Origin of the sequence: Massilia sp. (assembly GCF_031995545.1) — a bacterium.
Taxonomy (GTDB): domain Bacteria; phylum Pseudomonadota; class Gammaproteobacteria; order Burkholderiales; family Burkholderiaceae_D; genus Telluria.
Genome location: NZ_DAMAGA010000001.1, coordinates 21,224 through 35,010, shown reverse-complemented (window position 1 = coordinate 35,010; position 13,787 = coordinate 21,224). Strand labels below are relative to the sequence as shown.

Genomic DNA, 13,787 nt, shown 5'->3' with positions numbered 1-13,787 from the left:
GAGAATTGCCGTAATGTCCCGCTTGGGATTGTCAAACCGATATGCCATGTGCGCCGGCTGCAAGGATGATTGCCGGACGCGGCTGTCTGGGTTCCACTTTATGCCGGGCGGGAGGGTTACCTATGAGCGTGCGCAAAGAGTGCGTACAATCCGGGGTTTGCTGTCCGCGCTCGCGAAGCGCATTCAAGAAAGTCATTCCATGAGCACTGCCAACATGAACGCCGACGACGATGCGATCGTCGCCGCCACCCGCCAGTGGCTGGAGCGCGCCGTCATCGGCCTGAACCTGTGTCCGTTTGCCAAATCGGTGTACGTCAAGGAACAGGTACGCTACGTCGTCTCCAACGCCACCACCCCCGAAGCGCTGCTGGAAACGTTGATGGACGAGCTGCAGCGCCTGTCCGATACGCCCGCTGAAGCGGTCGACACCACGCTGCTGATCCATCCTTTCGTCCTGACCGACTTCGAGGACTACAACGAATTCCTGGACGTGGCCGACGCCGCCGTCGAGGACATGCAGCTCGACGGCGAACTGCAGGTGGCCAGCTTCCACCCGGACTACCAGTTCGCCGACACCGACGTCAACGACATCTCGAACTACACCAACCGCGCGCCGTACCCGATCCTGCACCTGCTGCGCGAAGACAGCATCGCGCGCGCGGTGGAAGCATTCCCGGACGCGGCCGACATCTTCGAGAAAAATATCGACACCATGGAAAGGCTCGGCCACGACGGCTGGGACAAGCTCGATGTCGGCCCCGCGCGCTGACGGCAAGGATGGGCCGCAGCGCTGCGCCCTGACCGACCTGCCGGTGCGCCCCGACACGCCGTGCGTGGCGGTGTGCTCGACCACCTTCGACGAAGTCTGCCGCGGCTGCGGGCGCACCGTGGCCGAAGTGGCGAACTGGGTCTCGATGAACGCCGAGCAGAAAGAAGTGGTATGGCAGCGCATCCTGGCCCAGGGCTACCCGCGCCGCAACACCTGAATCTGCGCGACATTGCGGGCCTGGCCCGCAATCCCTTCTGTTTCAATACGACCCGATAAAGTCTTTCTTGCCGATCGGCGCCCCGTTGTGGCGCAGGATCGCGTATGCGGTCGTCACGTGAAAATAGAAGTTCGGCAGCGCGAAGTGGGTCAGGTACACCTGGCCGCTGTCGAAGTGGCGTGCGCGTTCGCCGCTGCCGTGGGTGATCGGACGGCTGACGCCGGCTTCGATGTCGGCGCGCGCCACGCTGTCGATGAAGCCGAGGGTCTTGGTGATGCGCTGCTGCAGCTCGGTGAAGGTGCGTTCGCCATCCTCGTAGCGCGGCGGCTCGCTGCCTGCCAGGCGCGCGGTGGTGCCCTTGGCGAAATCGGTCGCGATCTGGATCTGGCGCGCCAGCGGGAACATGTCCGGATACAGGCGCGCCTGCAGCAGCGCGTCCGGCTCGATGCGGCGCTCCAGCGCCCAGGCTTCGCTTTGCTCCAGTACCGCGGCCAGGCTGCCCAGCAGCTGGCGGAATACGGGCACCGAGGCGGTGTACAGGTCATACGTGTTGCTCATGCATTTCTCCTTTTGTAGAGCTCGATCGTCACATTCCATCATATCCATTTTGCGTGCGCGGCGGGCCGGCCGGGTGACGTGGCGCCGCCTCGACGACTGTGCCGGTATTCTTGTCGGATATTGTTGGTTACTATTTTAATGACGTAAAGCAATCGTATGGGCATAATCCCCCATCCAGACTGCATCAACTGAACCCGACCTGCCAGGCCCGCCCACTTCATGCCGATCGCCCGCTTCGCCGCCCGTACCATGCCGTCCCGTCTGCGCAAACTGTATGGACGTTCGATCTACGGCGCCTTGCTGCTGGCGGTTTTCGGCGCGCTGGCATTGCCGGCACTGGTCGGCAGCTACCTGCTGGTCGGGGTGCAGGAGCGCGCCGCCGCCCGCGACGCGCTGGACGAGTCGCTGCGGCGCAATGCCGACATCCTGGCGCTGGGGCTGCAGGACGCGTTGTGGAATATGAACATGGACGCCGCCCGTCCGCTGCTCGATTCGATGCTGCGCGACCCGTCGGTGGTGCAGGTCGAGGTGCGCGACCCGGCCGGCGCGCGTGCACTCGACCTGCGTTCGAAGGCGCGCCCGCTGGGCGAAATTGTGCGCACCGAGCGCGTCCTGACCGTGCGCGGCGAACGCATCGGCAGCGTGATGCTGGCAATGGACGACTACCGCAGCCAGCAGGAGCTGGGCGCCAAGCAGCGCCGCTACGCGCTGGTACTCGTGCTGCAGGCGGCGGTGTCGTTGCTGCTGATTGCGCTTTTGATCCGGCGCCGCCTGCTGGCGCCGCTGCGCGGCCTGATGCGGTTCTCCGACCGCCTGGCGCGTGGCGACTTCGACACCCCGCTGGCGGTGTCGGCGCACGACGAGCTGGGGCGCCTGGGCGAGCAGATGGAGCGCATGCGCCTGGCGATCCGCGACCTGTTCGCCGACGTCGCGCGGCGCGAGGAGCGATTCCGCACCATCGTGACCCAGGTGCCGGGCGCGGTGTTCCGGGTGCGCGCCGGCGCCGAGGTGGAATTCGTCAGCGACGCCATCGAAGCCATCACCGGCTATCCGGCCGCGCGCTTCATGCGCGCCACCACCGAAGACTGGGCCGACATCGTGCACCCGGAAGACCGGCGCCACTACCGCAAGCTGGCCAAGGACGCGGTGCTGGGCGGGCGCGCCTACGAGATCGAATACCGCATCGTCGACGCCCACGGCATCGAGCGCTGGGTGCTGGAAAACGGCCAGCCGCAGGGCGTGGCCGGCGAAGAGCGGCTGCGGGTGGACGGCATCCTGTACGACATCAGCGAGCGCAAACACAATGAAATGCGCATCGAGGCGCTGCTGACCGAACAGGGCGCGATCCTCGACAACGTGATGTTCGGCGTGCTGTTCGTGCGCCAGCGCCGTATCGTATCAAGCAACCGGCGCGCCGAAGAGCTGTTCGGCTACGCCGAGGGCATGCTCGACGGCGCCTCGACCGAGGTCCTGTATCCGGACCGCGCCGCCTACGGGCACCTGGCCGAGGTGATGTACCCGCGCATGAGCGGAGGCGGCAACGTCAGCGCCGACATGGGCACCGAGTGCCAGGGGCGCCGCGCCGACGGCAGCACCTTCTGGTGCGCGGTCAGCGGCTGCGCGCTCGATCCGGCGCGGCCCGACGATGGCAGCATCTGGGTGTTCGCCGACATCAGCGAACGCAAGCAGGCCGAGGAAAGGCTGCGCCTGTCGGCCACGGTGCTCGAGCACATCGCCGACGGCGTGATGGTGCTCGATATCGAAGGCCGGATCATCGCCGTCAACCCGGCCTTCACTGCCATCACCGGCTATGCCGAGCACGAAGCCGTCGGCCTGCAGTCGACCCTGACGCGCGGCACCCGCAATGACGAAGGCTTCTACGCCGCACTGTGGCGCGAGCTGGACGATACCGGCTTCTGGCAGGGCGAGATCTGGGACACGCGCAAGGACGGCGAAGCCTATCTCGAATGGCTGACCGTATCTGCGGTGCGCGCCGATGCCGGCGCCGCCGTCAGCCATTATGTGTGCGTGTTCAGCGACATCACCCGCGCCAAGGAATCGCAGGCCCAGCTCGACCACCTGGCGCACCACGATTCCCTCACGTCGCTGCCGAACCGCCTGCTGTACCAGGACCGGCTACAGCACGCGCTGGTGCGCGCCGCGCGCAGCGGCGAACAGCTGGCGGTGCTGTTCATCGACCTCGATCGCTTCAAGAACGTCAACGACACGCTCGGCCACCACGTCGGCGACGAGCTGCTCAAGCAGGCCGCGACTCAGCTGGCCGGCTGCCTGCGCGAAGGCGACACCCTGGCGCGCCTGGGCGGCGACGAATTCATCGTGCTGCTGGAGGATATCGACGGCGCCACCGGGGCGGCGATTGTTGCGGCCAAGCTGGTGGCGATGTTCGAACAGCCGTTCACCGTCTCCGGCTACGAGCTGTTCGTCACCGGCAGCGTCGGCATCGCGCTGTTCCCGCAGGACGGCCAGGACATGCACCTGTTGATCCGCAACGCCGACGTCGCCATGTACCAGGCCAAGGCGCGCGGGCGCAACGGCTACCAGTTCTACGCGCCGTCGATGAGCGGCGAGGGCGTCGAGCGGCTGCGCCTGGAAGCGATGCTGCGCCGCTCGATCGAAAAGCACGAGATCTTCCTGGTCTACCAGCCGCAGGTCGAGATCGACAGCGGCCGCCTGATCGGGGTCGAGGCGCTGGTGCGCTGGCGCCATCCCGAACTCGGACTGGTGACGCCGGACCGCTTCATTCCGCTGGCCGAGGACACGGGCTTCATCGCTCCGCTCGGGCAATGGGTGCTGGAAGAAGCCTGCCGCCAGATGGTGGCTTGGGAGGCGGAAGGACTGGTGGTGCCGAAGATGGCGGTCAACCTGTCGGTGCGCCAGTTCGAGCGCGGCGGTGTTGCGGCCAGCGTGGCATCGACACTGAGCGCGGCCGGGCTGGCGCCGGGGCGGCTGCAATTGGAAGTGACCGAATCGGTGATCATGAACACCGGCGACGCGCTACAGTACATCAACGACCTGCACGCGATCGGCGTCGGCCTGGCGATCGACGACTTCGGCACCGGCTATTCGTCGCTGGCCTACCTGAAGCAGCTGCCAGTGCAGACCCTCAAGATCGACCGCAGCTTCATCAAGGACATCCCGCAGGATCCGGACGACGAGGCGATCGCGATCGCCATCATCCAGCTGGGTAAGAGCATGAATCTGTCGGTGATCGCGGAGGGTGTCGAGCGCGAGGACCAGGCAGAATTCCTGCTGCGCCATGGCTGTAATCGGGCGCAGGGGTATTTGTATGGCAAGCCACTGGCGCCGGAAGACGTGCTGGTACAGTGGGGCGCAAAGGAAGTGTCGAAAGCGTAGCCTGGACAGCGAGTTGCTTGCGAAAAATCTCTCATCGCGTTGCGCGTGCCGGGGAAACTAGACCGTTTCCAACCACGAGGGCCGCCATGAATTCGAACCGTGTATTTCTCGCATTAGCAGCCGGACTGCTGACCGTTCCCGAGCGTCACCTCCATGAATCCTGGACCAAGGCGGGCGAGTTTTGCAAGCTCGATGCAGTCAATCTTGAAACCGGGGTGGGGGCAGCGATCGGCGATGGCGGCAACAGCAGGATCGCGTTTCGCCAATGGATCGAAAAGCGGCGTGCGGAGGGTGTGATTGCGGTCTTTGCTGCCGTTCCCCAGATGCAGGCCCGTCCGGCGGTTTGCCATGAAGACGATGCCGATTTCGAAGACGAAAACGAGGACGAGGACGAGGACTATTGTGAGGATGGCGACGATCAGCGTCCCGCGCACATGATGGCCGGCTTCGCCGGTGGAATGCCGATGCTGTTGGGCTTGAGGACACATCGGGCCAGCGACTTGTACGCGCAAGGCACTGTCTCCGGTCCCCGCCTGTTGTTATCTCATCAGCTGTTTGTTCGCTTGGTGCAGGAACAAGACTCGCCCGCCTTCCACTGGTCGACTGTCTTGTCAGAACTAAATCAATTTCGTGCTTGTAATGGTCGCGCCGAGATTGCCTCGACCGATTTGATCGAGCACCTGGCGTCACCGGAGGCTGAGCGGGAGTGGGAATTCATGGGGGATCAAATTTTCCGCGAAGTCCAGGTCGAGGCGCTCACCTTCGATGAGCCATTCGTCATTCCGCCCGAGTTCGCACACCTTGTCGAGCGGGTCACGCCATTTCTGGACCGGTTCGAGCCGCGCATCTGGCTCGAGGCCTGCGATGCCGATCCGAGCGGCCCGCAGTTGTTGCAGCTGATCGAAGCACAAGGATTCGGCGACCGGATATGGCAGATCGTCGGAAACAGGCAGCTGGTGCAAGACACTTTGCAAGACGACTACGACCTCGCCAAGTTTCCGGATATTGCACCAGCCGAGTGGCCGGACTATCTTGCGAGAATGTCCGACGAGGAAAGCTGGGAGATAGGCCAGGAACTGGTTGAACTCGTGCGGCTCGAATGCGAACGCACCGGAACGCAGCCGTGCATTCCGGATAACCTCAAAGAGGTGTTCGGTCCGGATGACCAAGAGCGGCGCCGCTTGTATTTTCGGCAACGGCTTCAGCATGATCTTGGCTGGAGGATCGGCGTGACACACGCGCCTTGGATGTTGTATGTCCTCGACCGCGTCGATACCGCCATGCCCCTCGACGCAAGGCGGGAACTGAGCCAGTCCAGGCAGGAATTCTTTGCGGCACTGTATGCAATCAGGGATTTCGCCGTCCATGTGGAATCGCCGTTCGTCGCCGCGTTCGAATTCGCACTGCATCTCGCGGCGCATGCTGAAGGTCAGGGCAGTCCCGATCTTGCAGCCATGCGGCGCAGCGACGCCGATCGGCCGCCGCAATGGTGGAAGTCGGCAGAGCAGATTGTCGGGCTGTTCAGCCCATTCGGATGGGGAGCCGACAGGCTGCTGGGACTGGCGGCAATTTCAAGTGCCGATGTCTTTGGCGCGATGGGGTCGTGGAACGACCAGGGGTTCGACGGCGACGATGACGTCACGTTCCGCGCGGTGTCAAAACGCTTGTTCGCGGCCTTGAACCGCTATTACGAATCCATCGTGTCGTTCGAGACCGGCGAGCAGGATCGCCGCTGAAGGCACGGCCCACTGCATGTCCTGCCGGCCGCCGTTTTACGCGCCGCCCAGCAGCACGCGCAGATTGCACTCGCGCTGCCACTCGCGCCGTTCGTCGGTCGACGCGGCCAGGCGCGCCAGGTCTTGCGGCGACTGCTCGGCCTGGGCCTGGACCAGGCGGTCGGCCACGCCGCCGTCCGGGACCATGGTGCCGAAGAAGGCGACCGTGTCGCCATGCTGCAGCAGCAGGGTCGGGAAGTTCTCGACGTCGAGGTCGCCGACCAGGTCGGCCTGGTCTTCGATGTCGATCCAGACGAACTGCTTGTCCGGGTGGCGCGTGGCGAGGTCTTCGAAGGTGGCGCGGTAGGTCGAGCAGGTGCCGCACCATGCGGCGCACAGGCAGGCGACCGTCCAGCCGTTGCCGTTCAGCGTGGCGACAACCTGGTCGCGGGTGGTGGAATCGAGGGTCAGGCTATGCATGAGCGGCATTCTACAGCGAAAGCGGACCGGGTTTGCGTGAACACGCTCGCCCGGGCCTGAACCGGTGGGCCAGCGCGGCGGCATGGATGCGGCCCGGCCGAGCGGGTAAAATACCGGAATGCCTATTATCCTTGCCATTGAAACCTCGGCCGAGCTGGCGTCGTGCGCGCTGCTGACCGGGGAGCACGTCCTTGCACGCGAATCGTCCGGCGTGCGCACCCATTCGCAATCGGTCCTGCCCATGGTGCAGGAACTGCTGGCTGAAGCGAACCTCACGCTGTCCCAGGTCGATGCGATCGCCTTCGGCGCAGGTCCCGGCTCGTTCACCGGCGTGCGCACCGCCTGCGGCGTGGCCCAGGGCCTGGCCTATGGCGCCAACCTGCCCGTGCTGCCGCTGGTGACGCTGGAGGCGATGGCCGAAGCCTGCCGTGCCCGCACCGGTGCCGTGGATGTGCTGGCGGTGCTGGACGCGCGCATGGGCGAAGTGTATTGGGCCCAGTACCAATACGACAACGGCTGGCGCGAAGTCGTGGCGCCGACGCTGTCGGCTCCGCAGGACGTGGCGCCGCTGCCGGCCGACGGCTTGCGCTCCTGCGGCAACGGCTTCATCGAATACGCCGACGCCTTCGCCGGCAAGCCGTTCGCGCCGGATGCCGTGACCGACATCGTGCCGCATGCGCGCGAGCTGGCGCTGCTGTCCGGCGCCGCGCTGGCGGCCGGGCAGGGCGTGCCGGCTGCCCAGGCCCAGCCGATCTACCTGCGCAACAAGGTCGCCTACACCAGCGCCGAGCGCCAGGCGATCAATGCCGCCAAGGGTGGTGCATGAGCGAGGTGCTGGAACACGGCCTGACGGCGGCGCCGATGACGGATGCCGACGTCGACGAGGTCTGGGCGCTCGAATGCAGTGTCTTCCCGTATCCGTGGAGCCGCAAGAACTTCGCCGACTCGGTCGCCAGCGGCTACGACTGCTGGACCGTGCGGGACGCCGGCGGCGGCCTGGCCGGCTATTACCTGCTGATGTACGCGGTCGACGAAGCGCACCTGCTCGACGTCGCCGTGGCCGCGCCGCTGCAGCGCCAGGGCCTGGGTCGGCGTCTGATGGACCGCATCAGTGCGCGCGCCCGCGCCCAGGGCATGACCTCGATCCTGCTCGAAGTGCGGCCCTCGAATGAACGCGCGCTGGCGGTGTACCGCCGCTACGGCTACGGCGAGATCGGCCGGCGCAAGGGATATTACCCGGCCGGTCCAGGCGGCCGCGAAGACGCCATCGTGATGAGGCTCGAACTATGAAGAACGTGAGCCAGCGCGACGCGCTTTTCCTGGCCGAGATGGGCATTGGGCCGCTGTGGCAGATGCGCACTGCGCCCGAGAGCGAGGCGACGGAGGCGCCGGCCGATGCCGGCGCCGCAGCAGTTGTCGAGGAGCCGCCCGCGCAGCCGGCAGCGGTGCAGGCCGAAGCCGACGCATTTGCACCGCAACCTGCACTAGCGCCGGCACCAGCGCCGGCGCCGCGCGCCCATACGCCGCTGTCGGCGCCGCCGTACCGCAATCCGCCCGCCGAACCGGTCGAAGCGGCCTGGGACGACGACACCCCGGTCGAGGAAGCCGCACCCGACGTCTCGACCATGGACTGGACAGCCTTGCGTGCCGCGATCCTGGACTGCAAGCACTGCAGCGCCTGCGGTGAAGGCCGCAAGCCGGTGCTGGGCAGTGGCCCGCGCCAGGCGCGCTGGCTGGTGGCCGCCGGCACGCCGAACACGGTCGACGAGGCGGCCGGCCAGCTGCTCAGCGGCGATCCCGGCAAGCTGCTCGACAACATGCTGCATGCGGTCGGTCTGTCGCGCGAGCGCGATGTGTACGTCACGCCGCTGGTCAAGTGCCGGCCCACGAATGCGAAAGGCGGCGAACGCGCCCCGAGCGCCGAGGAAGTGGCGGCTTGCCGCCCATTCCTGGAACGCGAACTGGCCCTGAGCGGCGCGCGCACCGTGCTGACGCTGGGTCAGGTCGCGGCCAACGGCCTGCTCGGCCGCCCGCTGCAAGAGCCGCTGGCCGGGCTGCGCGGCCAGACGCATCGCTTCGGCGCCAAGCCTTTGGTGACGACGCTGCATCCGGGCGAACTGCTGCGACGCGGCGCCGACAAGGCGCTGGCCTGGGCCGACCTGTGCCGGGCGCGTTCGCTCGATGCCGGCGACTGACAGCTACCAGCAACGCTTCCACCGCCGCTGGGGACACCTGCGGCGCGCGCCAGTGCGCGCCCTGGCCTGGCTACTCGACTCGCCTGACCTGCTCGATGTTCACGCGCCGCCGTGGGCCGGCCGCGTCGCCACCCTGGGCGCGGTGACGCCGGAGGTCGCCGACTGGCTGGCGCGCCTCGACGCCGATCCCGCCGCGCTCGACGCCGCGCTGGGAACGCGCAACTACACCCGGCTCGGCCTGTACGCCGAAAAGCTGATGGCCTTTTACTTCGAACAGCAGGGCCGCCTGGTGGCGCACGGCCTGCAGGTGCGCGCCGCGCGCAACGACACGGTCGGGGAATTCGACTTTTTGCTCGCTGATGAAGGGACCGGCCCGGACGCGCTCGTGCACATCGAGTTCGCCACCAAGTTCTACCTGCTCGACGGCGAAGCCGGCCAGCAGTTCGACGCGCTGGTTGGCCCGAATCTGGCCGATAGCCTGGGCGTCAAGATGCGCAAGGTGTTCGAGCGCCAGCTGGCGCTCGGCGCGCATCCGGCTGCGCAGCCGTTGCTGCCGCGTCCCGTGACGCAGGCGCAGGCGCTGGTCAAGGGATGGCTGTTCTACCCGTCCGGCAGCTGGCCGGCGATGCAGGGCATCGCGGCGGGACACTGCCGTGGCTTCTGGTGCGCGCTCGACGAATTCGGCCAGCAGGCGGGCGAGGAATTTTTGGTGCTGCCCAAGCTGGAGTGGCTGGCGCCATTGCGCACCTGGTCCGACGCCCCGATACGCGGTCGCGCCCAGCTGATACGGGAGCTGGAACAGCAGTTCACCACTTCAGGCACGCCGGTGCTGGTGGCGATCATGCGCCGCAACGGCGCAGTGATCGAGGAAATCGAACGCGGCTTCGTCGTATCGAACGACTGGCGCGAAAGGGCGGCTGAAGTGCGGATGGTGAAGCCGGTCTGAAACCCGGTTCGGACGCATGCCGGAAGGTAGCGCTGCAGGCCGGTATGCCGACTGAATAATTATTATATTTGCAATTTCTATCGAGGATTGCTGGCATAATTTGCCTCCTTTTCAACCACGATAGAGAGCGCGATGGATTACGCCGATCAGCAGAACACATCTTCGCCGCCCGGCAATCATGACCGGCGCGGCGGCAAGAGGGATCTTTTCAATCACGTTGTCATTGTCGCAGTCGTCACTGCGGTACTGATGTTCGGACTGTACGCGCTCAGTTACCGCATCGTCGGTGCAAAAGCTGCGCTGACTGACCAGTCGATCGCGAACTATATCGGCATCGTGTTCGGCACCGCCGTGGCGCTTGCCGGTTCGTTCGTGGCGATCGAGCTGGCCAAGCGAGCACTGGAGTCGGCGGACGTGCAACTGCAGTTGTCCAGGCTATCGAACGAGATTGCCGATCGCCAGTCGACCGAGGCCGCGCTGGCGGTAGACGGCACCGCGCGTTACCAGCAGCTCAAGGGCATGTTGCTGACCGTACCGGCGATGCTGCGTCGTGCCCAGCGCGACCGCCTGTTCGATGATCCGGCCAAGTCGCCGCTCGTCGCCGAGATGGTCAGGATCGTGGGCACCGCCATCGATGCCCTGATGGCGTCCAACGTACCGTCCACTGTAGTGGAACTGGCTTCGCAGATCGAAGGCCAGCAGGTGCCCGGGCAGCCGCGTCCCGAGCGGACGACCGTGCAGTCCCAGCGCTACTTCGAATATGCGATGTCGTCGCTGCAGTACGACCTGTCGGTCGCGCGCGTGACGCTGGAGGTGGAGTCCGAAGGAGGCGCGCAGGATGCCATGCGCCTGCAGATCATGCGCCTGCTGCAGGCCACCTATGCGCTGGTGCGCGAACTGGACGACCTGTTCGTGTTCGCTGCCGCGCTGAAGATAGAGCGGCCGGGGATGTTCACGGAACTGCAGAAGAAATTCATCGGCTACGTCGGCCCGGTCGCCACACTGAACCGCGGGCTCGATCTGCCGGACGACTTCGGCAACTTCGCCGATGAGATCAGCTTCGGGCACCTGCCGCGGCTGGGCAGTGTCGGCCCGCTGGTGCATGAAGCCGTGCGCGGCGAGGCGCCGGGCGGGCTTCTGCTGTCGCTGCATGACTCGGGTTACGTGGAAGCGCTGGCAGGTATTCAGCGTCTGCTGGCGGACAAAAGCGACGCGGGCAAGCCGGGCGAACGCTCGAAAGTAATCCGGCTCGATGGCGGCGCCTGGATCGCGCAGGCGCGCCAACTGGAAGCCGACGTGCTCCCGGTTTTCTTCATTACCGAAAAATACGCGGATCGCCTGCTGCAGTTGCATCATTTCCTGGCCGAGGCGGGCGGCAAATGGCGGCGGCGGATCGTCGTGCTCGATCAGGTGGAGCGGGCGCCGGCGCAGAGCGTGTCCTCGAGCCGGCTGTCGCTCGAGGAATCGATCGTCTGCTGGCGCCTGTTTTCGGCAGCCGCCGAGATCGTACGCAACGCGGAAAGGAGCATGCTGATACACCGTGAACTCGATCTGCGCGATCTGGTGCTCCGCTCGCGGCCAGTGGTCATGCGGCACCTGGACGATAACGACTGGCGCACGATCCTGCGTGACAAGCGCCTGGCGGTGCTCGAGGCGATCGCAAGTGCCGCGGCCAGCCTCGCGCTGCGCCCGGACGACCTGACGCTGCACGCCGCGGACGTGCTGTCGTGGACCGAGAAGATGGTGTGCGCGGTGCAGGACGATGCCAGCGATGAAGATCTGCTCGACGCAGCGTTTCCCTCGTTCGACCTGGACGACGGGCCGCACATGGCGATGTCGGCCACCATTCGTCTTCTCGGCGAACTGCCGCTGCTGGAGCGGCCGCTGTTCGGTTTTGCGAACGTGGAAGGCGGACTGCATACGCCAGGCGATACGATCGACTTTTCCCTGCCCCGTACCACCGTGTTTGGCATAGCCTATCTCGATTCGAGCTTCGGTCTGCCGTTGACGCCCTGGCTGGCATTACTGGCCGAACGCCGTACCTGCCGGTTGTTCTGACCGACGCGGCGTGCACGCCGGCCCGGCGCGCGCCGGGCAGCGGACCGGCCCTGCCGGGCGGCCTGCCCAGTATCGGCTCAGTGCTTGCCTTCGCCGATCAGTCCCAGCGAATCGTGCTCGCGCTGATTCAGCGTATGACGGCGCTGGATCAGCAGCATGATCCCGGCCACCGATAGTCCGAAGATGACGATGATGATGTCGAGGTCGAGGTTCAGCGTGATCATGATCGCGTAGGCCGCCAGCATGGTCAGGATCGACAGGTTCTCATTGAAGTTCTGCACCGCGATCGAGTGGCCGGCGCTCATCAGGACGTGGCCGCGGTGCTGCAGCAGTGCGTTCATCGGCACCACGAAGAAGCCCGACAGGAAGCCGATCAGGGCCAGCAGCGGGTAGGCCAGCGAGACCGAGGTGACGAACACCATGCTGGTCACGACCAGGCCCATGATGATGCCCATCGGGATCACGGTGAGCGACTTGCGCAGCGGAACCATGCGCGCCGCCATCGCCGCGCCCAGCGCGACGCCGATCGCGACCACGCCGATCAGGGTGGTGGCCTTGTCGAGCGGCAGGTGCAGCGAGCGTTCGGCCCATTTCAGCACGATGAATTGCAGTGTGGCGCCGGCGCCCCAGAACAGGGTCGTCACGGCCAGCGAAATCTGGCCCAGCTTGTCGCGCCACAGCGTGGCCGAGCAATTGGCGAAGTCGGTGATCAGCTTGATCGGATTGCGTTCCTGGTGCTCGTAGCGGGCGCCGGTGTCGGGGATGCGCAGGTTGAACAGGGCCGCCATCGTGTAGATGCCGACCACCACCGCCATCGCGGCGCTGGCGCCGGTGTCGATGCCGAGATTGCGCAGCAGGCCGAACGACAGCAGGAATTCGGCGCCGCGCTCGCTCACCAGGGCGCCACCGAGGACGGTGCCGAGGATGATCGACATCACGGTCAGGCCTTCGATCCAGCCATTGGCCGGCACCAGCTTCTCGGGCGGCAGCAGCTCGGTCAGGATGCCGTACTTGGCGGGCGAATACACGGCCGCGCCGAAGCCAACCACGGCGTAGGAGAGCAGGGGATGGATGGTGAAGAACATCAGCGCGCAGCCGAACACCTTGATCACGTTGGCGATGAACATCACGCGGCCCTTGGGCAGCGAATCGGCGAAGGCGCCCACGAACGCGGCCAGCAGCACGTAGAACAGCACGAATGACAATTTAAGCATCGGAGTCAGCGACGCCGGCGCGTTCATCGCCGTCAGCAGGCTGATGGCGACGATCAGGAGCGCGTTGTCCGCCAGCGACGAGAAGAACTGCGCCGCCATGATGGTATAGAAACCACGGTTCATTCGAGAATTCTAAAATCTGGTCCGGGTTGCTTTATACCATGAATGGCTGGCGCGACGAAGCGGAGAACGACCGGCGAACGCGTGGAACGCGCCTGCAGAGCCGGTTTGCCGCCGAGTTGCAGTCGGGTTGCAGCCGA

At 65.8% G+C, this 13,787-nt stretch carries 12 protein-coding genes; 9 read left to right on the top strand and 3 right to left on the bottom strand.

The annotated features are described in order from the left end of the window. Positions 1–199 precede the first annotated feature (199 nt). Both RTQ83_RS00165 and RTQ83_RS00160 read left to right on the top strand, forming a co-directional pair. On the top strand, positions 200–769 hold the full coding sequence (locus RTQ83_RS00165) for a DUF1415 domain-containing protein (RefSeq protein WP_312510481.1): 570 nt from the start codon (positions 200–202) through the stop codon (positions 767–769). Then, complete coding sequence (locus RTQ83_RS00160; protein WP_312510480.1) at positions 750–986, top strand: DUF1289 domain-containing protein; 237 nt, start codon at positions 750–752, stop codon at positions 984–986. The genes RTQ83_RS00165 and RTQ83_RS00160 overlap by 20 nt, the downstream gene beginning before the upstream one ends. A gap of 42 nt (positions 987–1,028) precedes the next feature. Here the strand turns inward: RTQ83_RS00160 and RTQ83_RS00155 are convergent, their stop codons facing one another. After that, the gene (locus RTQ83_RS00155; RefSeq protein ID WP_312510479.1) at positions 1,029–1,544 is read right to left on the bottom strand and encodes a DUF1993 domain-containing protein; all 516 of its coding nucleotides are present in this window, start codon (positions 1,542–1,544) and stop codon (positions 1,029–1,031) included. A gap of 219 nt (positions 1,545–1,763) precedes the next feature. Here RTQ83_RS00155 and RTQ83_RS00150 point away from each other — a divergent pair, with 219 nt between their 5' ends. Further along, positions 1,764–4,919 (top strand): EAL domain-containing protein, encoded by a 3,156-nt coding sequence (locus RTQ83_RS00150; protein WP_312510478.1) that lies wholly within the window; start codon positions 1,764–1,766, stop codon positions 4,917–4,919. An 86-nt stretch (positions 4,920–5,005) separates the two neighbouring features. Then, complete coding sequence (locus RTQ83_RS00145; protein WP_312510477.1) at positions 5,006–6,655, top strand: hypothetical protein; 1,650 nt, start codon at positions 5,006–5,008, stop codon at positions 6,653–6,655. Positions 6,656–6,691: 36 nt separating this feature from the next. Here RTQ83_RS00145 and RTQ83_RS00140 read toward each other — a convergent pair whose 3' ends face one another. Further along, complete coding sequence (locus tag RTQ83_RS00140; protein ID WP_312510475.1) at positions 6,692–7,114, bottom strand: thioredoxin family protein; 423 nt, start codon at positions 7,112–7,114, stop codon at positions 6,692–6,694. Between the two features lie 118 nt (positions 7,115–7,232). Between RTQ83_RS00140 and tsaB the strand changes: the two genes are divergently transcribed. The 5 genes from tsaB to RTQ83_RS00115 all read left to right on the top strand — a co-directional run bounded on the left by tsaB (position 7,233) and on the right by RTQ83_RS00115 (position 12,313). Further along, the gene (gene tsaB, locus RTQ83_RS00135) at positions 7,233–7,940 is read left to right on the top strand and encodes a tRNA (adenosine(37)-N6)-threonylcarbamoyltransferase complex dimerization subunit type 1 TsaB (RefSeq protein ID WP_312510474.1); all 708 of its coding nucleotides are present in this window, start codon (positions 7,233–7,235) and stop codon (positions 7,938–7,940) included. Further along, the gene (gene rimI / locus RTQ83_RS00130) at positions 7,937–8,404 is read left to right on the top strand and encodes a ribosomal protein S18-alanine N-acetyltransferase (protein ID WP_312510472.1); all 468 of its coding nucleotides are present in this window, start codon (positions 7,937–7,939) and stop codon (positions 8,402–8,404) included. The genes tsaB and rimI overlap by 4 nt, the downstream gene beginning before the upstream one ends. Beyond that, entirely contained in the window at positions 8,401–9,309 is a 909-nt protein-coding gene (locus RTQ83_RS00125; RefSeq protein WP_312510470.1) for a uracil-DNA glycosylase, read from the top strand. The genes rimI and RTQ83_RS00125 overlap by 4 nt, the downstream gene beginning before the upstream one ends. Next, complete coding sequence (locus RTQ83_RS00120) at positions 9,296–10,255, top strand: DUF1853 family protein (protein ID WP_312510469.1); 960 nt, start codon at positions 9,296–9,298, stop codon at positions 10,253–10,255. The genes RTQ83_RS00125 and RTQ83_RS00120 overlap by 14 nt, the downstream gene beginning before the upstream one ends. Before the next feature lie 132 nt (positions 10,256–10,387). Then, positions 10,388–12,313 (top strand): hypothetical protein, encoded by a 1,926-nt coding sequence (locus tag RTQ83_RS00115; protein ID WP_312510468.1) that lies wholly within the window; start codon positions 10,388–10,390, stop codon positions 12,311–12,313. Positions 12,314–12,390: 77 nt separating this feature from the next. Here RTQ83_RS00115 and lplT read toward each other — a convergent pair whose 3' ends face one another. Further along, positions 12,391–13,650: a lysophospholipid transporter LplT gene (gene lplT / locus RTQ83_RS00110; RefSeq protein ID WP_312510467.1), complete on the bottom strand. Its 1,260-nt coding sequence runs from the start codon at positions 13,648–13,650 to the stop codon at positions 12,391–12,393. Between the last annotated feature and the right edge of the window lie 137 nt (positions 13,651–13,787).

What these genes read in the sequence shown, in the direction of transcription:
- RTQ83_RS00165 (WP_312510481.1), top strand. Translation starts at nt 200, where the DNA reads ATGAGCACTGCCAACATGAACGCCGACGACGATGCGATCGTCGCCGCC.
- RTQ83_RS00160 (WP_312510480.1), top strand. Translation starts at nt 750, where the DNA reads ATGTCGGCCCCGCGCGCTGACGGCAAGGATGGGCCGCAGCGCTGCGCC.
- RTQ83_RS00155 (WP_312510479.1), bottom strand. Translation starts at nt 1,544, where the DNA reads ATGAGCAACACGTATGACCTGTACACCGCCTCGGTGCCCGTATTCCGC.
- RTQ83_RS00150 (WP_312510478.1), top strand. Translation starts at nt 1,764, where the DNA reads ATGCCGATCGCCCGCTTCGCCGCCCGTACCATGCCGTCCCGTCTGCGC.
- RTQ83_RS00145 (WP_312510477.1), top strand. Translation starts at nt 5,006, where the DNA reads ATGAATTCGAACCGTGTATTTCTCGCATTAGCAGCCGGACTGCTGACC.
- RTQ83_RS00140 (WP_312510475.1), bottom strand. Translation starts at nt 7,114, where the DNA reads ATGCATAGCCTGACCCTCGATTCCACCACCCGCGACCAGGTTGTCGCC.
- tsaB (WP_312510474.1), top strand. Translation starts at nt 7,233, where the DNA reads ATGCCTATTATCCTTGCCATTGAAACCTCGGCCGAGCTGGCGTCGTGC.
- rimI (WP_312510472.1), top strand. Translation starts at nt 7,937, where the DNA reads ATGAGCGAGGTGCTGGAACACGGCCTGACGGCGGCGCCGATGACGGAT.
- RTQ83_RS00125 (WP_312510470.1), top strand. Translation starts at nt 8,401, where the DNA reads ATGAAGAACGTGAGCCAGCGCGACGCGCTTTTCCTGGCCGAGATGGGC.
- RTQ83_RS00120 (WP_312510469.1), top strand. Translation starts at nt 9,296, where the DNA reads ATGCCGGCGACTGACAGCTACCAGCAACGCTTCCACCGCCGCTGGGGA.
- RTQ83_RS00115 (WP_312510468.1), top strand. Translation starts at nt 10,388, where the DNA reads ATGGATTACGCCGATCAGCAGAACACATCTTCGCCGCCCGGCAATCAT.
- lplT (WP_312510467.1), bottom strand. Translation starts at nt 13,650, where the DNA reads ATGAACCGTGGTTTCTATACCATCATGGCGGCGCAGTTCTTCTCGTCG.